This is a genomic window from Massilioclostridium coli, assembly GCF_900095865.1.
Taxonomy (GTDB): domain Bacteria; phylum Bacillota; class Clostridia; order Oscillospirales; family Ruminococcaceae; genus Massilioclostridium; species Massilioclostridium facile.
This window is the reverse complement of the sequence record NZ_FMIZ01000007.1, coordinates 974,139-993,811: the sequence shown is the minus strand read 5'-3', so window position 1 is coordinate 993,811 and position 19,673 is coordinate 974,139. Positions and strand designations below refer to the sequence as shown.

The following is a 19,673-nucleotide window of genomic DNA, read 5'->3' as shown; positions in this document are numbered from 1 at the left end:
CCTATATAATTGACAAAAAATATATCCTAAATTTGTAATAGCCTTTTGTTTTATACGGAATAATACCCATTAAATTATATTCATTATATCTGAACCATTTGAATTCTTTATTACTCAATCTATAAAAAAACGGATGAACAACAATTTACTGTTCATCCGTTCTTTAAAATTATACCATTATACTAATTTGATTATTATGGATGCTGTGGTTCATCCCTCGTATTTTAATAATTTTTGGATACTAATTGGAAGTATGCTTTTGGATGGGCACAAACTGGACAAACCTCTGGAGCTTGTTTGCCAATATGGATATGACCACAATTGGAGCATTGCCATACCATATCTCCATCGCGGGAGAATACAATACCTTCTTCGATATTAGAAAGGAGTTTACGGTAACGTTCTTCGTGTTCTTTCTCAATTTTTGCTACTTCGCGGAATAAATACGCAATTTTAGAAAAACCTTCTTGTTCCGCTTCTTCCGCAAATTTTGCGTACATATCGGTCCACTCATAGTTTTCCCCTGCCGCTGCATCTGCCAGATTGGTTTCAGTGTCTGGAATAGCTCCATCGTGTAGCAATTTAAACCAGATTTTAGCATGTTCTTTTTCGTTGTTAGCGGTTTCTTCAAATAATGTGGCAATTTGTACATAACCGTCTTTTTTTGCTTTGGATGCGTAATAAGTATATTTATTTCTTGCTTGAGATTCTCCAGCAAATGCTGTCCATAAGTTTGCTTCTGTTTTACTACCTTTTAATTCTGGCATAAGAATAGCCTCCTTTTATCTAATTTTAGCTAAATTATACCATAATTAGAAATATTTTTCAACCCTATTTAATAAACAAATAAGAAATATTCCTATTTTTGATCATTCTAATAATTTATAAACAAGAAATTTTAATAGAATTGTTGTATTGCTATCAAAGGTATCTTAATGTGGTATAATTTTACTTGTTACCCACTATAATATCTTCGAATTATTTCAATTTTTTATACTCATATTTTGCATGTAGTTGCTAATCAACTTTAGAGATCATGAATACGAAAAACATTATCAACAATATTTAAAATTGTCTTTGGTTCAGTCTTTTGATTTAATCCTAGTAAAATCCGTTTTTTATTCAATATGACAAAAATCAGCACCATCCATTGAATAGATGATGCTGATTTGCTTATAGGACTATATTTTAGTGTAACATAAAGTCTTTAAAAATTATTGTTCTTACGGCATATAAACAATGTTATTCCTGCAACTGCCAGCACTGCGATTCCAGCAATTGGAGCAAAATCCCCTGTTTTCGCTGCATTTGCTTTTGTTGTTGTATTTTCCTGTCCGGTTTGGATAGTATTGTTATCGGTAGTTAGTGTTTCGTTTTCTGTTCCTTCTACTACCATTAAGCCATCCATTGCACTCTGTACATTAGTTACTGCTGCATCTACTTCTTCCTGACTTGCGTTTTCATTTTCCAGTACCGTTTTTGCTTCATTTATTGCTGTTGTCAGTACTACGTAACTCTCTGTTGTATATGCAGATGCATCAATCTTGTTTGCTTCTGCTATTACTTCTTCTAGAATACTTTTATCCGCTTTGAATCGCAAGTTCAACATTGCATTTAACAAATCATCCGCTACTCCATTGATTTCCTCCTGCATTGCGTCGCCATTCTTGTATACTGTTTGTGCTGTTTCTAGTACTGCTATGAATTCTGCTTTGCCGGATTCCATATAACGGTCTAATTCTCTGTTGATTTCTTCCGCCGCTGCGATTAAGCTTGCTAATTCTGTTTTATCCCCTGCAATAAATCCCAGTTTATGGATTTCATTCAACAAGGTCTGCCATGCCTCATCCACTTCTGCTTGGGTTGACGCACTATTTTCTGCTATTGTTTTTGCATCTGCCAACGCTTTATCAAAGGATTTTTGTACCGATTCAATTGCGTTGTCATATTCCCCGTTTGCTTTTGCCTGTTCTGCATAAGTAATCACAGAATTTAAAATATTTTTGTTTACCTCTGTAGGAGAAGTAACCTCAATTGTTTGTTCAACATACGGAATGATCCTTGCTTGAGTTGGTCCATAACTACGGTATTTAACGGAATAACCTTCCATATTTTGTGTTTTTTCCTTTTCTTTTATTGCACCACGGTCAAGCTGAACATTTGTCAGATTCGAGCTATATTCCATTTCAATTGTATTTTCTCCCTTAACCAGATAATCAGAGATATCAATAACAGGATTATTCATATTAACATCAGCTGTTTTTTTGCCGTTGATTGTTAGCTGCATTGACTGTACTAGATTTCCAAAATCAAGGTATGCGCCATTGGCGTTTCCATCCCAATGAAATGTTGCTGAATAATACCCTTTTCCGGAAACACTCTTTCCGATTTCGGGTATTTGATCCCATGTAGTAAGTTGATCCAAAGTAACATTTGTATTTGTTTTTACAGTATCCATTGTATGCTCTGTAGTTGCCAGCCCTAATACTTCTTCTGTACGGAAAATTTCTTCTCCAGGAGTCCAGCTTTCTACAGTTAAATTCCAATTTGTAATATCATATGGTTGTGGTACGTCAAAAGTATATTTGACCTCAGTTCCATTACTTAATTTGGTAGTAGAATCGCCGCTTTCCGTCGCACGTACAACGATTTTATCATTCATCGTATATGTTTTGTCTGCATCAGTAGATACTACATGTAGTTTTTCCTGTTCCACTGGCTCAAATGCGTAAAGGGCAACATCTCCATAATCCAGGCTAATTGGGAATACCGTTTTTCCATCTTCATAGCGATAGTTGGAAACTTCCGTAACTTCACCTGACCAAGCATCAATATAATATGGAATAAAAGTTCCATCCATTTTGATTTCGGTCTGAGCGTTTAAGCCATGTCCCATCCCTGTAGTATGGTTTTCTCCACAATATTTATCATTGCAATAGTTGTACGCATAAAGGTACATATTATCGCCATCCTGACGAACCTGGGTTAATAGTTGATAGTTCTCCTCGGCAAATTCTGAGTAAGGGTCTACACCTAATTCTTGAAGTGCTTCATAAACATCGTCCGCTGATGCTACACTTTTAACAGTAGGTAATGTTTTAAGTTCTTCTATAATTGCTTTTAACTGCTCATCGTTTCCGTCATTGTATGGAGTTTGAACTGCTGCATTATCCTGGATGACAACTTTTAAGCCTTGTTTTGCATAATCCAGGATTGCTTGTGCTCCATCTAAAGTAAGCCAGTTTTCATATAAAACAAGCGCTTTATATCCAGCTAGCTCTAAAGTCTGTGTTTCAGTATCAAAATACACATCCTCTGAATTAAAGAATTCTGGACTAAAGTAATCATAGGTATATCCATGGTCTTGTAATTCAGTAGACTGGAAATAACCAGGCATTACTTCATGCCGGAGTAGCCAGTTCTGATGCTTTTGTTTACCAGAAACAGAAGGAGCCAAAATTAATTCACCATATTTCATATGGACCATGCCAATATCGGTACGGGATTTTCCTTCACGTAACAACTGCTGTACCCTTCCCAGATGGTCATTAAATTCTTTATATTCACTATATCCTGGTTCCCGTAATCCAAAAACAGGAAGAGAGGAGATACTTTGGAATCCTGGCCAGTTTACTCCAACAGATTTTGGTGCCCACTGGGAAGTCCAAACATGCCAGTTCATTCGGCTAACACCAGCCGCAAATTGTACATAAGCTTCCTGCATCAGGGTCTGGTAATCATACGCATAACTATAATCCACATGTGCTCCCGTTTCACTGGATAAAATTTTGTTTTCAAGGTGAGCACCACCGCTCCAAAGACGATACATATCAAGCTGATTTGCCTGATTATAGCGTTCTGTTTCCGGATAATCTACCGCCATAGATGGTTCAGAAATTTCAAGGTATTTTCCATAAGAAATTTGTGCACGCAATTTTATTCCATATTCATGTAACCAATCCCGCAACGGAATTAAAAGGTTTTCCATATACAATTCTGTTTGCACATCATGGAAATCATTCAGGATACGTTGGCCAAGGTTGGCATCATCCAGGTTATATGTACCATATACTTCTGGGTGCCAATCAATTCCTTTTGGTTGAGGAAGGCCCACACCCAAAATCAAATATGGTGTAATGTCATATCCCTTACGGGCTTTAAATTCCTCCGCAAAATCATCCGACCAGTTTGCAAAGCCTTTTCCAGTTGTGTATTCCAAAGAATCCATAAATAATTGGACGTCACCTTGTTTGATTTTTTCATTTAAAGCCGGATCGTTTAATACATGTTCCATCCAGTATTCTTTAGTAGCGTTTACACCTTCCTGATCAAAATAGTTAATACAATAGGAAGGTTTCGTGGCTGGTTTTGATTCCTGTGCAGTCCCTTGTTGCCAGTAGTACATTAAAATATAATCGCCATTATCAGGAGCAGTCCAATCAAGGGTACCGGTACGGTTATCCTCATTCAGAACAACCTGGTCAGTAACATCAATGATGTTGTTAGAATCAAGTTCAATTGCCGAGTTTACCTCACCTTCGACCTGTTTTAAACCAGCTTGGAACATTCCATCAACTACTTCTCCGCCATCAAAGCCGGTGTCAGAAGGATCTTCAAAGTCCTCCTTAAAAATAACGGTTCCTGCTGCGTCTTTAACAATAATATTATCATAACGTCCCAATTCTTCTGTGCCGTTAGCATATTTAATATTGTGACGGAACATTAATTTACCCAATGTAAAATCGCCAGTTTTGTCTGTAGGTATATTGTATGTAACTGCGGAAGTATCACTTCCATTAAAATAGGTGTCAATGGTTTTTCCGTCTTTTACTTCAATTTTCATATGGATTTTTTTACCAAATATTTCTGAAGCATTATATCCAATCGCTTTTGTGATATCCAGATTTTTTGTGTCAACCCACTGTCCGTTTTTACAAACATGGGGGCGTAACAACACTTTACCATTTCCTCCATCCAAGGTATTAATCTGCCACATTAAAAAGTTGTTTTTATCTTTTGCACCAAAGCATAAACCAGTATTTTGTTTATCCAAAATTACATCGGTTTCAATGGTAAAAGTATTTGGATTAGAACTGTTTTCCCGTGTTTGAATCACACGATAATCCTGAGTAATTGGATTGTTTCCTGTTTTTTTGTAAGCATAGGCACCGATAAAGGTGGCTTTTTCCCGAAGGTCCCCATTGGTAGGCATTGCCCCCGTACGGGAAGTTCCCGCTGTAAGCTGCTCATTTAGCTGAAATACACACTGATTTGCCGCTTGGCTGTCCGGATCCAATCCTGGAACATTGGTAGTATTCCAGTTTGTTCCAGAAGTCAGGCCCAATGTCATTCCTAAGTCAAGTGCTTTGTTCATCACTAAATGAAAATCATGGTTCCATTGGTCAGAACCATATCCATAGTCTCCAGCATTAATATTTCCATTATCAAGTTGACACAGCTCTATGCCACGAAATCCAGCATCATAAATTGCTTGTACCTCTTCTTCCAAAGTTTCATCTGTGTGTGCACCTTCTGCCATCCACCAGCGTACTTCTGTACGGTTTTCAATATCTGGAGTAGTATAATGATTGACTAATTGGTTATAAAAATCTGAACTAGCCCCTTCCGCTGTTGCTGTAGAAAAGTTTCCTATTAGGATACTGGTTGACATAGCCAGCACCAAACCTAAAGATAAAAGCCTTCTTCGCTTCATTTTTCAATTTTCCTCCTCATAAAAACATTGATGTGTAAATCAATTAAATCTCTTGAATTAGATCAAAAAAATATCCATGTTTATTTCAATGTGCATTATGATATTACAAACCTCCTTTCACAACTTAAGTTGCACATTTAAATAACAATATTACATGATATGGTAGTACATGTAGTAAAAATTAGCGCCCATTCCAAGCTTTATTTGGCTTGTATTTCTAATTTATACTACGCATTATTAGAAAAACTATGGTATCACATGGATACTATTTAAAAATAAATCCCATTTTTTACTTATTAAATTGTAATATATTACCTGATGCGAAACAATATAAATATTCGACAAATAATAATATAACTATTTTATATCAACATTTTTTGGTTTTATTTTTCTTTTTAATGTTTTTAGCTATTACGTTTTGATTAAGTTATTTTTTAGTTTATTCTATATTCAATCCACCAATGCATAAAAATTTACATAGAAAGTAGTATGGTTATCCGATTTATAGAGGTTAGATACATTAATTTCATTCCATATTTTATCAAAATTTTTTATTGTCAATATTTTTTTCAAATTATTTACTTCATTCGATACAATTTTTAAGAAGATATTACCTGTTTAATCGTATTTTTTCGCAAAAATTAAGTTTAAAGACATAAAAAAACAACACCTCCTAAAAATGGAGATGTTGTTTTTTTGGAGTGTATCATTTTATTATAACATTTCTAGATGGGGAAACCGGTTGGGGCTAGTTTCCCCATCTAATGTGGAATTGGTATTACGATTGAGGGTCAACTGTATTTTCTGATGTAGGATTTTCTTCTGTTTTTGGATTCACAAGAAAATCAAACGCATCATTTTTATAAATCAATTGGATGGTATCCCCTGCTTTCATTTTGCCTTCCAGCATTTGTTCTGAAAGCAAATCTTCAATTTCAGAGGTAATGGCACGACGCAATGGACGAGCACCATAAACAGGGTCAAACCCTTTTTTCGCAATGGCTTTCACTGCATCTTCTGTATAAGTCATAGAAATTTCTAGGCTGTTAACTCGTTTTACAAGGCTATCTAGCATTTTTCCTGCAATCTTTTCGATATTTTGATCGTTAAGTTTATGGAACACGATGATATCGTCCACACGATTGAGGAATTCCGGACGGAAATGACGTTTTAATTCAGACAATACTTCATTTTTAATCTTTTTATCATCTTGTAATAACGCATTTGCATCATTGGAAGCAGCCGCAAATCCAAGGTTTTTGTGTTCCGTGATAAACCTTGCACCAATATTGGAGGTCATGATGATAACAGCGTTACGGAAATCAACACGACGTCCCTGAGAATCGGTTAAAATACCATCTTCTAGAATCTGAAGCAACAGATTGAATACATCTGGATGAGCTTTTTCGATTTCGTCAAACAGTACTACGGAATATGGATGACGGCGAATACTGTCGGTTAGCTGGCCACCCTCATCAAATCCAACATATCCTGGAGGAGAACCAACCATTCTGGATACCGAGTGTTTCTCCATATATTCGGACATATCAAGACGAATCATTGCATTTTCATCCCCGAAAAGGGATTCTGCCAGGGCTTTACACAATTCGGTTTTACCAACACCAGTTGGCCCCAGGAAGATAAATGAACCGATTGGACGTTTTGGATCTTTTAATCCAACACGGCCACGACGGATGGCTTTGGCAACAGCGGTAACTGCTTCATCTTGACCGATAACACGTTTATGAAGGATGTCCTCCATGTGTAAAAGACGTTCACTTTCTGTCTGGTTTAACTGCTTGACAGGGATGCCAGTCCAGCTAGCAACGATTTCTGCAATTTCTTCCTGACCTACCTCGCCAGTAACACGAGCATTCTTTTCCTGCCACTGAGATTTTTCTGTTTCCAGCTTGTTTTTCAGCTCTTTTTCTTGGTCACGGAGTTTCGCTGCAGTTTCAAAATCTTGGGTGTTTACCGCTGCGGACATCTCTTCTTTTATCCGTTTAATTTCATTTTCCAGGTCTTTTACATTGTTTGGAGCTGTAAAGGCTTTTAACCTTACTCTTGATGCTGCTTCATCAATTAAATCAATTGCCTTGTCAGGCAAGAAACGGTCGGTGATATAACGAGATGACATCTGCACAGCAGCTTTAATGGCTTCATCTGTGATTTTTACTTTATGGTGGGCTTCATATTTATCCCGCAGCCCCATCAAAATTTTAACGGCATCTTCTTGGGAAGGCTCTGATACAGTAACTGGTTGGAAACGACGTTCCAAAGCAGCATCTTTTTCGATGTATTTGTGGTATTCATCAATGGTAGTGGCACCAATTACTTGTAGTTCCCCTCTCGCCAATTGTGGCTTCAGGATATTTGCAGCATCTACAGCGCCTTCTGCCGCACCAGCCCCTACAATGGTATGCAATTCATCAATAAACAAAATGGTGTTTTTGGATTTTGCCACTTCGTCCAGAGCGCCTTTAATACGTTCCTCAAAATCACCACGGTATTTCGCGCCTGCCAACATAGCAGTTAAATCCAGGGAAACAACACGTTTATCTTTCAAGATTTCTGGTACTTCCCCTAAAACAATTTTTTGAGCGAGACCTTCTGCAATTGCTGTTTTACCAACGCCAGGTTCCCCAATTAAACAAGGATTATTTTTGGTACGTCTGGATAAAATCTGGATAACACGTTCAATTTCTTCCTGACGTCCAATTACTGGGTCAATTTCTCCATCCTTAGCCATTTTTGTTAAATCATGGCCATATTTATCCAACACGCCAGAGGATTTTCCATTACTAGAAGAAGCACCACCCTGTTGGTAGGGGTTTCCACCCTCTGCATTGATTGGTCCATTGGAAATTTCCTCAACACACTGGTTATATAGTTCGGAAGGATTGGCACCCATTTCCTGCATAAACAGGACACCATAACTATCCTGCTCATTCAACAGAGCAATCAAGATATGTTCTGTCCCCACATAACTATGGCCCAACTGTCTAGCTTCTCGGATAGAACGTTCCAAAATCCGTTTTACTCTTGGGGTAAAGTCATTTGGCGTCATCTGACTAGAAATTCCTTTTCCAATAGCTTCGGTTAATTTTTGTTGAACAGAATCCTCTGTAATCCCCTTTTCATGAAGAAGGGTGGCGGCAACGCTATCTCCACAAGCCAAACCGTACAGCAGGTGTTCTGTACCTACACAGGTATGGCCTAATTTTCCTGAAATAGAGATGGCATCATTTAATGCTTTATTTGCTTTTTCGGTAAATCCATTAAATACATACATAATAATGACCTCCTTTATTTTTTGGTGATCTATTTATATTAACGGTATCATCTATTTGGTAAGAATCTGTTGTACCATTTGGGCACGGGCAGCGTCTCTTTGATGGGCATCTAAATCCTTTTTATAGTACAAGCACAAAGATGATGGCATATAGTAAGCAGTAATCTCATTGATTTGTTCTAGAGAAATATCCGTTAAAATTCCCATGGAAACACCTAAACGGACGGAGGATAATAACTGACTGCATTCTTCACCAGAAATTAATTTGGCATATTTTAAAATTGCGTAACTTCTCCAGATAGCATCCAAAAATCCATCGTTATCCTTTAACTGGTTACGGGCATTCTGTTCTTTTTCTATAATCTGTTTAGCAATATTTTCCAAATTTTGAATTGCATTCTGTTCCGAAATTCCTAGTGTAACCTGATTGGAAATGGTATACATGTCCCCTTGAACGTTAGTCCCTTCGCCAAAGCTTCCACGGATGGTCATACCAAGCTTTCCAAGATTATTAGATAATTGTTGGATGGCATTAAACTGTTTTAGTGCTGGAAGATGAATCATGACAGATGCACGCATCCCTGTCCCCAAATTAGTTGGGCAAGCGGTTAAAAATCCTAACTTTGGATCAAAAGCGTAATCCAGTTCATGGTCAAAATAATCATCAATTTTATTGGCAAGGTCTAGCGTATGTTCTAGGTCAAAACCAGTAGAAAGTACTTGAATCCGGATATGGTCTTCTTCATTGACCATAATGCTAATACTGTCATCCTCTGAGATTGCTACAAAACCTGTTTTCGTATTTCGACTTAAATCCAGGCTAATTAGATGTTTTTCCAGCAAAGAATAAATTTCCTTTTCACTCATATCCGAAAGTTTTAGATATCGGAATTTATTCTCTCCCATTTGAAGCTGTTCCAAAGCCTGTTGTACCAGTTTGGATAATTGATTTTGTTGGTCGATGGTCATTCTATCCTCAAAAGGAAATTGTTTCAAATTTCTGGCTAATCTGATCCGGGTACTTGGAATCAGATTGGATTGTGTGCCATTTTTGAAATACCATTGTTTTAACGCTGTCATATAGATTCACTCCTTACTGTTCCAATTCCTGTTCCAGCTGTTTAATCTGGTCTCTTAATTCAGCGGCTTTTTCAAACTCTTCCTGTTCTACTGCCTTTTGCATCTGGGCTTTTAACTGGTCAAGTTCCACTTTTTTCTTGTATTCCACACCAGCAGCATTAGAAACTTTTCCAACATGCTTTGTTTTTCCATGGATATTTTCTAGTGTAGGAAGCAATTCTTTTTCAAATGTATGGTAGCATTCATCGCATCCCATCCGTCCTAACCTTACGATATCATCCCAAGTGGAATGGCATTTGCTACAAGTTTTGCGGGTACCAATGGTTGGAGCTCCAAAGGCATTGGTTAGAAAACCGGAAAAAATATCATTCATATTAAATCCTGAAAAACCTCCCATTCCAATCCCCAATTCTTTTGCACAATCTTCACATAGGTGTAAGGTCGTTGTTTTTCCGTTTACAGTTTCTTGATAATAAGTTGTAGCTTCTTTTTTCTGGCATTTTTGGCAAAGCATAAATAAGACCTCCTTTATCAGTCCATTGCATTCAATAACATTGTTTTAAATAACCTGGCCCGTACTCTTGGTCGGTATTCCACTGGAACCAAGTTTTTGTAAGTATTCTCGCTGATGGCGGACATTATTATTTTAGCCTCTTTTTGGGTTAATAACTTGTCGCAACACAGGTTTTGTAAAATAATTCTTGCGGAATGTTCATCCAATGTGTTCCCCACCGAGTTAATCAGGTGCATCATCACATCGCGTTGGGAAGGTTTTACTCTCATAATTTTGATATAACCTCCGCCGCCTCGCTTACTTTCTATAATATACCCCTGCTCGGGAGTAAACCGGGAGGTGATAACATAGTTAATCTGGCTTGGAACACAGCCTAGTTCCTCGGCAAGTTCATTCCGTTTAATCCTAGTGGCCCCGCCTTCCTGATCTAATAGCTGCTGGATTGTTTCAGCAATCATATCTGTGATATTCATTTGATTCACCTCGTTTGACTTTTCCTGATCTTTGACTTTATTATACCTTTAAAGTCAGTTAAAGTCAAAGTCAACTAAAGTCAAAAATCAATTTATTTTTCTCTAAAAATCAAAAATACCTCTTGTATTCTACGATTTTCAAATGAAATCTATTTTTTTCTTTTATTTTAAGCTTTTTATTAATTGAATGAAATTTAAACTTGCAGCAAAATCTACAAACTACCGAAAATCGGCATTGCCCTTTTAAAATAAATATTAGATTACCACAAAAAAGAAAAGTCAAACCATTCTTTGACCAAACGAAAGGTCAAAAAACAGTTTGACTTTTTTGCACCGTAAATTAATCGACCAACAAACGGGTTAACAGTTCTTTATTGCTATTAATTTCCGTCCGGAAAAATAATTGGGTCATAAAATGGGCACATAGGATCAAACCAAGCGGTCCAATTATTAGCTCTATACTCTTCACCGCACAGCCTATGAGAAAGAACAAACACGCAAAAGCTGTAAAAAACACCAGAAAGATCGTTACATAAGATTTGAGCCGCATCGTAATATGTATCATAGTTTTTCCTTCTTTCAGCTCAATAATTCCATAAATATCCGGTAAGAAACTGTTCCGGACCATCGGAACCGGAGTAATATGAAAACCGTTCCGATACAGTTCTCCATAATAAGGAGCTCCGTAATTTAATTTGGGAAAACCAGATTTATTGGGGTTACTGGATGTAGTATTACTCTGGATAATTTTCAAAATTGTTTCCGGGCTTTTATGGGAAACAATATCAAATTTACTCCTTGGTAAAAATTTCATATCATCTACCTTCTTTTCCTCAAATAGCATTGGATATCAAAATTATTCCAATAACCTAGTCAGTATTTTTTTATGTTTTTTCATTTGTATCCGGAAAATGATCTGCGCTATTATATGAAAGGCTAACACCATAGCAGGCAATTTGATACTTAATAAAATATCGCACTTCATAACAGTAATGAGAAGAAGGAAAAACAAGAGAGAACCAGCTGTAATCAATGCTAAAAAAATCTTAGCAAAACGGTCTAACTTCATGGTAATGTGTAAAATCGTTTTGTCTTCTTTTCGATCCAATACCCCTATAATATTCGGTGAGAAATAGACTTGAAAAAGGGATTCTGAAACCGGTGAAACACAAAAACCATTCCAATATGATTTTCCATAATACAAAAAATTATCATAAGGATTGGAACTGTATATTCGAAAAGGATCTCTAGTAACAGGGGCTGTATTCCGATTAATAATTTGAATAATGGTTTCCCCAGTTTTATGGGAGATAATATCAAACTTGTTGGTATATAAAAAGCCCATAACTTTTCTCTCCATAATCACACCACTTATTCCATTTTCTGTCCATCAATCATTACTGATGTGGCAATTGGCTTGGTATCTTCGCTTCCATCCCACATATAGGTGAGATCAAACTCACTGGTTGCCTGGTTCCCAGCATCATCGTTACAATTCACATGGCCAATTACCTGATAAGAGGTTCCACTAGTAGTAATAGTCCAATCTTTTCGGTCTGATGAAAATACAGCTGTCTCTGGATAAAGCAAGTATTCTTTTACTACTTCCTGGCTTTGCTCCATCAAAGTCTCTTTTTGCGCAATGGTAACGATTCTGTCTTCCACCTGTTCCCACACGGTACCATCTTGATAGAAAACAATTTCGTTATTACCGCTATCTACTTCACATACCGTTTCATCTGGATAAAGGTATGCCTTAAATTCATTTTCCTCATAAATAATTGTAAATGATTTATTCCCATTTTCCAAAGTTTCTGTTGTAGTAAACTCCATATTTTCGGTTACCATACCCACTGCGGCACAGGCATCATAAATATTCTGGATTGCCTGTGTAGAAACACCATACTGTTCTGCCAATTCTTCCTGAATGGATTTATGAGAAGATTCTGGTTCAGAAGACATCTGGGAAGCAGATTCCTGGAGACTTCCCTCTTGCTTTCCACAGCCCGTAACCATTAACCCCATACATAAAGCAGCCACTACGATAGCCACTGCTTTTTTGCTTTTATTCATTTTAACTTCCCCTTTGTATCGGTTTCTATTTTCTATCTTACAGTTTCATTGTAACTTCTTATTGGTTTCCATTATATCATAAACTCAATTTTTTGTCATTACAGATTCTTCGTTTCCGTTATTGTATAGTTAATAATACATATGGAATACATTTATATATTTCCTCTGCATATATCGCAGAATAAAAAAATATTTTTATTGTTATTTTAAATTATCTCTCTTATACTAATTTATTCTAATAAAATCATTCTTTTTCTTTTATTATCTTGTATTTTATTTTGTGTAACACCTAAAACAGGGTTTACATAGTATAAGGTGTAATTCAAATTAAGGAGGCATTTTTTATGGCTTGTTGTAACAATAATTTTGGTGGAAATGGTTTCTTTGGCGGTAACTGTTGTTGGTGGATTATCATTTTAATCCTGATCTTCTGCTGCTGCGGTGGTAATGGTAGTGGATATGGCAACAACAATGATTGCTGCTGTGACTAATTAAAATTCCATAATTTCAAAATATATCCCTGTTACCTAATACCACTCCTAAAAAGGAATGGTATGGGATAAAACCAAAATAAATACCCCCGGCTTTGCCGGGGGTATTTCATATGCAGGGTATATCAGCACATGTCATATCATGTTAATGCAGTCTCTGATAGCTGAGAAATGTATTCACAAGTTCTAAAAATTCCTTATTATTAATCCTCTTATAGATATTCGGAATATGCTCTTGTGTTTCTCTCACTGTAAATATAAGGATGTCGGTTTACAAACAAATTTCCAATTAAGCAGTATAGATTCTATTTAATGGCTATGCTGTTTTTTCTGCTTATTTGTTTTATCTGGCACCTTTTAAATCAATGTAGCTACTGTAAACGGTTTGTTTAAAAAATGAATTATATTTATTTCCGTTTTCACTTAAAGATAGTAGCATAAAAAAATCCGTTGTAATAACCTTACAACGAATTTTAATTCTTATTCAAATTCAAGCTCTTGCTGAGAAGAAATCAGGCGGTCCAATTTTTCTACCTGAGTATGGACAATACTGCCACAATCTTTACAGACGGTGTACACCAAATTACTCAGGTTCCAAGAATTCGCTACTTTGCTAGAACCAGAAATCGCCTGTACCCCATAGCCTTTGATAAAATCAGTTCCCCCACAATAGGGGCATTGTTCAATTTTAATTTCTTTCATAACATCATTTCCTTTTAAAAAGAACACCATATGGTGGAAATAAAAATGTATGATTTGCAATCACGATTGAATCAGTTGTTATTTTCCGATATTATTATAAATCAACTGAATAGATTATAAACCCTCTCGGATTCTTCTCACTGCTTCTTCCACAGCGGCTACATCTCCTAAGATGCCAAGGCAGGTTAAATGCTGCGGGCAATTTCCTGCAATTTCAAACACAGTGACCCCAGCGGCTTTTTGTGCCAAATCACTGGCATAGATTAGGTCACACACATCCCCGTGACAAAGTGCCAAAGCGTTGCTAAAATCTAGCTTTTCTTTGATATCCTTTAACCTGCACCTTGCAGCTACAATATCCTTTGTGCCTTGGGATATATTTTTAATGACCCTTATTTTCATTCCAAAGTCCGCCATGAGAAGTATTCCCCTTTTTGTAAGATAATAATATTATACTGCTATTTTTTCTTTTTTTCAAGTAAAGGATGTCCGTTTTTATTGAAAAGGACTATAACGACCCTTTTGTACTGGCATATATTGTTTCTTTTCAATAAAATTAAAGCAGTGGATACCAGCAAAAGTGGCGTGTTACACGCAAAAAGATAAGAATGACCCACCATGGGAAAAACACGGTGAATCATCCCTACCACGATCAAACAGGTTGTGCTTGTTTGGTTTTTGTGGAAACCTGTTGTTTTTGCTCCTTTTCTTTTAATGCGTCTTTCGCAGTGGAGAGCATGAGTTTTAAACGGTTTTCCTGATTTACTTTGGTTGCACCAGGGTCATAATCAATTGCTACAATATTGGCGTTTGGGTTGTGGTTGCGGATTTTACGGATCATCCCTTTCCCAGCAATATGGTTTGGCAAACAGCCAAAAGGCTGAGTACAAACCACGTTTTCAGTACCGCTGTGGATGAGTTCTACCATTTCAGCAGTCAACAGCCAGCCTTCCCCCATTTTATTTCCATAACCAATGTATGGTTTTACCATCTTTTTAATGGTTTCAAAATCTGCAGGAGCCTGGAATTTATCGCAAGCGGCAATGCTGTCAATAAAAATTTTTTGCACTTCCAATAGGTATTTTTTGAATTTTGTCACTACAAAATATTTTAATTTGCTGCCGCCATATAGGTCAATATCCACAATACGGTTATCCACTTTAAAGATGATAAAATCCATCAGACCTGGAACAACAACCTCTGCCCCTTCATCAAACAGAAATTTTTCCAAGTTATTGTTTGCTAATGGAGAGTATTTTACATAAATTTCCCCTACAATACCAACTTTTACTTTGTTGGTTTTTTCAATTACCACATTGGAAAAATCCTTTACCATAGCATCAAAGTTAGCTTTCATTGGCTTTTTGCCAAAACCGTTGCTGTGGCGGTATTGGTCTGTTAATCGTTTTACCCACTGCTGTACTTTTTCATCTGTTTGCCCTTGGATGACTTCATAAGGACGGAGTTGGTTGGATAACAGCATGAGCATATCCCCATACATCAAGGCGGAAACCAATTTTTGAATCAGGCTAATGGTCAAGGAAAAACCCGGATTTTTCTCCATACCAAAACTGACAGAAACCACCGGAACCTGTGGGAATCCCGCTTTTTTCAAGGCTTTCCGCAACAGATGAATGTAGTTGGAAGCACGGCATCCTCCCCCTGTTTGGGTGATAAACAGCGCAGTGCGGCTAGGATCATATTTTCCGCTTTTCAATGCGTCGATAAACTGCCCCACTACCAGCAAACAAGGGTAACAAGTATCATTATGTACATACTGTAAGCCTTCCTGCACCACATTTGGACCAGAGTTGGTCAACAGTTCACAGTTATAGCCTTCGTTTTGTAAAATATTCTGAATCAAGCTGAAATGGACTGGAAGCATATTGGGGATTAACAGCTTGTATTCGGATTTCATCTCTTTGGTAAACAGGAGCCTCCCGTTTTTATCATATACTAATTTTGCCATAGATTAACCTCCGTGTTTCCTTTCTTCAATTGCAGCGAACAAGCTTCTGATACGGATTTTGGTCGCACCAAGGTTGTTAATCTCATCAATCTTAATCTGAGTATACAGTTTGCCTTTGCTCTCCAACAAGGAGCGGACTTCGTCGGTAGTAATGGCATCTACTCCACAACCAAAGGATACCAGTTGAATCAAATTCATATTGTCGTGTTTCGCCACTTCTTCGGTTGCCGCATACAGGCGAGCATGGTAGGTCCACTGGTTCCAGACGCCAGTTTTTGGATGGTCTTCCTGGGAAATAATCGAATCCTCCGTCAACACAACCGCACCGTAGCCGGTAATGAGGCGATTGATGCCATGGTTGATTTCTGGGTCAATATGGTATGGCCTACCCGCTAAGATTATGACAGGATAGTTGTTCTGTTCCGCGTAAGCCAGTGCTTCTTTCGCATAAGCAGCCATATCCTGACGGAATTTTTCATAAGCGGTATAAGCCGCATCACAAGCACGTTTGATTTCGTCTTTGCTGACTTTAAAGTACTGGTTGAAGATCTGATAAGCGTGTTTCGTAAAGTCCTTGCGGCGGTCAACCCCTACATAATCCATAATAAAGGTAACATCCTGCATCTTTGCTACATTGGCTTGGATAACCTCTGGATAATAGGCAACTACCGGACAATTATAGTGGTTATCGCTGATTCCTTCGTCAAAGTTATAAGTCATACAAGGGTAGAAAATCGTCGTAATCCCCATATCCAACAGAGCTTCAATGTGACCATGAACCAGTTTGGCCGGATAGCATACAGTATCCGAAGGGATGGTATGCTGACCTTTAACATAGAGTTCTCGATTGGAACGAGGGGAAAGGACAACCTCAAACCCCAGTTCGTTGAAAAAGGCATTCCAGAATGGCAGATTCTCGTACATATTCAACGCCATTGGGATACCAATTTTCCCACGGCTTCCCGGCTTGGTTGGAAGGGATGTTAAGTAATTGTATTTATATTCAAATGCGTCATATTCAATTTGGAATTTGCTGTTTCCAGTAAAGCGGTCGCACTTATTTCCAGAAATAAAAGTTTCCCCATCGGAGAATTTATTGATGGTCAAGCGGCAGTGGTTTTCACAACCCTTACAGGTGGTAGCTGTTACGTTGTGGGTAAAGTTTTGCAGCCCTTGTAAATCCAGAGTAGTAGACGCCCCGGAAGTATTGTGCATGGCGTACAACGCACAACCGTAAGCTCCCATCAAACCGGAAATTGGGGTGCGGATTACATTAACCCCTAGTTCTTTTTCAAACGCACGGAGTACAGCGTCATTTAAAAAGGTTCCCCCCTGCACCACGATATTTTGTCCCAGGTCTTTTGGGGAATTGGCACGGATTACTTTATAAACCGCATTTTTCACGATACTGATGGACAAACCGGCGGAAATATCCGCTACTGTTGCCCCTTCTTTTTGTGCCTGTTTCACAGAGGAGTTCATAAATACGGTACAACGGGAACCCAAATCAACTGGCGTTTCGGCAAACAGCCCTTGTTTCGCAAATTCTTCTACTGTGTAACCCAAAGCAGTAGCGAAGGTTTCCAGGAAGGAACCACAGCCGGAAGAACACGCTTCGTTTAACATAATGCTATCCACCGCATTGTTTTTCAGTTTAAAGCATTTCATATCCTGCCCACCGATGTCGATGATAAAATCAACATTTGGCATAAAATATTTTGCTGCGTTAAAATGCGCCACTGTCTCCACCAGACCAAAATCCAGTTTAAAGGCGTGCTGGATCAGTTCTTCCCCGTAACCAGTAACTGCACTACCTTTGATGGTAACCCCATCCCCCATGGTTTGGTAAATCTCCATAATAGCGTCCCGAACAATTGGTACGGCGTTCCCACTGTTGGAACAATATTTCTGGTATAAAATACCCCCATCTGGAGTGATTAACACAATCTTTGTAGTGGTGGAACCAGCGTCTACACCCAGGTAAGCATCTCCCTGGTAGGTTGCCAAATCCACATAATTGATTTTAATCTGGTTCTGGCGTTCCAGAAATGACTCATATTCCGCTTGATCCCGAAATAAAGGCTCCAATGTGGTCTGTACATTCTTTTTCCGTTCTTTTTTTAAAGAAGTAATAATATCAGATAACTGGCAAGTATCCAAGTTTTCGGAATATACTGCTGCTCCCAATGCAATAAAGTACTGGCCGTTTTCCGGGAAAATAGCATGTTCTTCATCCAGTCCTAAAGTATCCACAAAACGGGCGCGCAACCCTTGAAAGAAGGTCAATGGACCACCTAAAAAAACAATCTTTCCTTCGATTTCTCTGCCTTGTGCCAGACCACCAATCGTTTGGCTAACAACTGCCTGGAAAATACTTGCCGCCAGGTCATTCTTTTTGGCACCTTGGTTGATCAAAGGCTGGATATCCGATTTGGCGAATACACCACAGCGGGAAGCAATGGTGTACAGCTTTTCATAATCTAGGGAGAGGCGGTCAAATTCATCCAAATCAACCCCTAGCAAGATTGCCATCTGGTCGATAAACGCTCCTGTTCCTCCTGCACAGCTTCCGTTCATACGAACTTCTGGCATACCGGACAGAAAGAGAATTTTCGCGTCTTCCCCACCCAATTCGATAATCGCGTCAGTATCAGGATAATAGCGTTTTACCGCCAACTGGGTAGAGTATACCTCCTGCACAAATGGAATATTGTTTTCCTGAGATAACCCTAAACCAGAAGAACCTGTAACAGAAATCCTCACTGGGTCGCCTTTTACAATAGTATCATTGATATGTGTTAATAATTCTGTTGCTTTTTCCCGCACTCTAGCGCGGTGACGTTCATAGGATTTATAAACCATTTTATCCTGTTCATTCAATACCACACATTTAATAGTAGTGGAGCCAACGTCAAGACCAACTCTGTAAATTCCCAATGTTCATTCCTCCGAAAAAAATAACCCTAATCAATTTTATGTAACGCATCAAGCGCGTCTTTTTCCAAACAATATAATAACGAAAAATGTCAAATCCTATTATATTCTCTCGAATTGTAAAATTCACCTTAGTAATGTAAATTTGATTGCTTTAATATGAATATAATATGAACAAAACTCTTGTTAGATAACATTATACATTATTATAACATAGTGTTTTTCTAAAAATCAAGGCTTAATTATGGTAAATGCCTAAATTTATGGAAATTGTTTGTATAACAATGCCAAAATACTAGGAAACAGAACTAGTTATTAATAATATCCAAATTAATATATTATAAATACAAACCTATAGTTTATAAATTGGGCATAAAAATACCCTGCCCTATTTCACCACGAATGTATACAATATTTCGCTAAAGTTTAATT

General features: G+C 37.7%; 14 protein-coding genes. 1 reads left to right on the top strand and 13 read right to left on the bottom strand.

Annotated elements, in window-relative coordinates; genetic code table 11:
• Positions 1-224 precede the first annotated feature (224 nt).
• From rbr to BQ2683_RS09665, 9 genes are all read right to left on the bottom strand, one after another.
• Positions 225-767: a rubrerythrin gene (gene rbr / locus BQ2683_RS09705; RefSeq protein WP_069988816.1), complete on the bottom strand. Its 543-nt coding sequence runs from the start codon at positions 765-767 to the stop codon at positions 225-227.
• Positions 768-1,207: 440 nt separating this feature from the next.
• Positions 1,208-5,713, bottom strand: coding sequence for a glycosyl hydrolase (locus BQ2683_RS09700; RefSeq protein ID WP_069988814.1), 4,506 nt, complete (start codon positions 5,711-5,713; stop codon positions 1,208-1,210).
• A 778-nt stretch (positions 5,714-6,491) separates the two neighbouring features.
• Positions 6,492-9,005, bottom strand: a complete 2,514-nt coding sequence (locus BQ2683_RS09695; protein ID WP_069988813.1) for an ATP-dependent Clp protease ATP-binding subunit — start codon at positions 9,003-9,005, stop codon at positions 6,492-6,494.
• 51 nt (positions 9,006-9,056) lie between these two features.
• Complete coding sequence (locus BQ2683_RS09690; protein WP_069988812.1) at positions 9,057-10,085, bottom strand: protein arginine kinase; 1,029 nt, start codon at positions 10,083-10,085, stop codon at positions 9,057-9,059.
• A 13-nt stretch (positions 10,086-10,098) separates the two neighbouring features.
• Positions 10,099-10,599: a UvrB/UvrC motif-containing protein gene (locus BQ2683_RS09685; RefSeq protein WP_069988811.1), complete on the bottom strand. Its 501-nt coding sequence runs from the start codon at positions 10,597-10,599 to the stop codon at positions 10,099-10,101.
• Positions 10,600-10,616: 17 nt separating this feature from the next.
• Complete coding sequence (locus tag BQ2683_RS09680) at positions 10,617-11,072, bottom strand: CtsR family transcriptional regulator (protein WP_069988810.1); 456 nt, start codon at positions 11,070-11,072, stop codon at positions 10,617-10,619.
• Between the two features lie 340 nt (positions 11,073-11,412).
• Positions 11,413-11,886 carry a hypothetical protein gene (locus BQ2683_RS09675; protein ID WP_069988809.1) on the bottom strand — a complete coding sequence of 158 codons (474 nt, stop codon included), beginning with the start codon at positions 11,884-11,886 and terminating at the stop codon, positions 11,413-11,415.
• A gap of 42 nt (positions 11,887-11,928) precedes the next feature.
• Positions 11,929-12,417 carry a hypothetical protein gene (locus BQ2683_RS09670; protein WP_069988808.1) on the bottom strand — a complete coding sequence of 163 codons (489 nt, stop codon included), beginning with the start codon at positions 12,415-12,417 and terminating at the stop codon, positions 11,929-11,931.
• 26 nt (positions 12,418-12,443) lie between these two features.
• The gene (locus BQ2683_RS09665; protein WP_069988807.1) at positions 12,444-13,145 is read right to left on the bottom strand and encodes a hypothetical protein; all 702 of its coding nucleotides are present in this window, start codon (positions 13,143-13,145) and stop codon (positions 12,444-12,446) included.
• Positions 13,146-13,489: 344 nt separating this feature from the next.
• Between BQ2683_RS09665 and BQ2683_RS13510 the strand changes: the two genes are divergently transcribed.
• Positions 13,490-13,636: a hypothetical protein gene (locus BQ2683_RS13510; RefSeq protein WP_162840611.1), complete on the top strand. Its 147-nt coding sequence runs from the start codon at positions 13,490-13,492 to the stop codon at positions 13,634-13,636.
• A gap of 480 nt (positions 13,637-14,116) precedes the next feature.
• Here BQ2683_RS13510 and BQ2683_RS09660 read toward each other — a convergent pair whose 3' ends face one another.
• The 4 genes from BQ2683_RS09660 to BQ2683_RS09645 all read right to left on the bottom strand — a co-directional run bounded on the left by BQ2683_RS09660 (position 14,117) and on the right by BQ2683_RS09645 (position 19,244).
• Complete coding sequence (locus BQ2683_RS09660; protein ID WP_069988806.1) at positions 14,117-14,338, bottom strand: hypothetical protein; 222 nt, start codon at positions 14,336-14,338, stop codon at positions 14,117-14,119.
• A 114-nt stretch (positions 14,339-14,452) separates the two neighbouring features.
• Positions 14,453-14,755: a BMC domain-containing protein gene (locus tag BQ2683_RS09655; RefSeq protein WP_083256444.1), complete on the bottom strand. Its 303-nt coding sequence runs from the start codon at positions 14,753-14,755 to the stop codon at positions 14,453-14,455.
• Positions 14,756-14,990: 235 nt separating this feature from the next.
• A complete protein-coding gene (locus BQ2683_RS09650) occupies positions 14,991-16,307 on the bottom strand; it encodes a 2-hydroxyacyl-CoA dehydratase (protein ID WP_069988805.1) in 1,317 nt (438 codons plus the stop codon).
• A gap of 3 nt (positions 16,308-16,310) precedes the next feature.
• Entirely contained in the window at positions 16,311-19,244 is a 2,934-nt protein-coding gene (locus tag BQ2683_RS09645; protein ID WP_069988804.1) for an acyl-CoA dehydratase activase-related protein, read from the bottom strand.
• Positions 19,245-19,673: the final 429 nt, after the last annotated feature.

What these genes read in the sequence shown, in the direction of transcription:
- BQ2683_RS13510 (WP_162840611.1), top strand. Translation starts at nt 13,490, where the DNA reads ATGGCTTGTTGTAACAATAATTTTGGTGGAAATGGTTTCTTTGGCGGT.
- BQ2683_RS09665 (WP_069988807.1), bottom strand. Translation starts at nt 13,145, where the DNA reads ATGAATAAAAGCAAAAAAGCAGTGGCTATCGTAGTGGCTGCTTTATGT.
- BQ2683_RS09690 (WP_069988812.1), bottom strand. Translation starts at nt 10,085, where the DNA reads ATGACAGCGTTAAAACAATGGTATTTCAAAAATGGCACACAATCCAAT.
- BQ2683_RS09685 (WP_069988811.1), bottom strand. Translation starts at nt 10,599, where the DNA reads ATGCTTTGCCAAAAATGCCAGAAAAAAGAAGCTACAACTTATTATCAA.
- BQ2683_RS09680 (WP_069988810.1), bottom strand. Translation starts at nt 11,072, where the DNA reads ATGAATATCACAGATATGATTGCTGAAACAATCCAGCAGCTATTAGAT.
- rbr (WP_069988816.1), bottom strand. Translation starts at nt 767, where the DNA reads ATGCCAGAATTAAAAGGTAGTAAAACAGAAGCAAACTTATGGACAGCA.
- BQ2683_RS09695 (WP_069988813.1), bottom strand. Translation starts at nt 9,005, where the DNA reads ATGTATGTATTTAATGGATTTACCGAAAAAGCAAATAAAGCATTAAAT.
- BQ2683_RS09655 (WP_083256444.1), bottom strand. Translation starts at nt 14,755, where the DNA reads ATGGCGGACTTTGGAATGAAAATAAGGGTCATTAAAAATATATCCCAA.
- BQ2683_RS09675 (WP_069988809.1), bottom strand. Translation starts at nt 11,886, where the DNA reads ATGAAATTTTTACCAAGGAGTAAATTTGATATTGTTTCCCATAAAAGC.
- BQ2683_RS09650 (WP_069988805.1), bottom strand. Translation starts at nt 16,307, where the DNA reads ATGGCAAAATTAGTATATGATAAAAACGGGAGGCTCCTGTTTACCAAA.
- BQ2683_RS09700 (WP_069988814.1), bottom strand. Translation starts at nt 5,713, where the DNA reads ATGAAGCGAAGAAGGCTTTTATCTTTAGGTTTGGTGCTGGCTATGTCA.
- BQ2683_RS09670 (WP_069988808.1), bottom strand. Translation starts at nt 12,417, where the DNA reads ATGGGCTTTTTATATACCAACAAGTTTGATATTATCTCCCATAAAACT.
- BQ2683_RS09660 (WP_069988806.1), bottom strand. Translation starts at nt 14,338, where the DNA reads ATGAAAGAAATTAAAATTGAACAATGCCCCTATTGTGGGGGAACTGAT.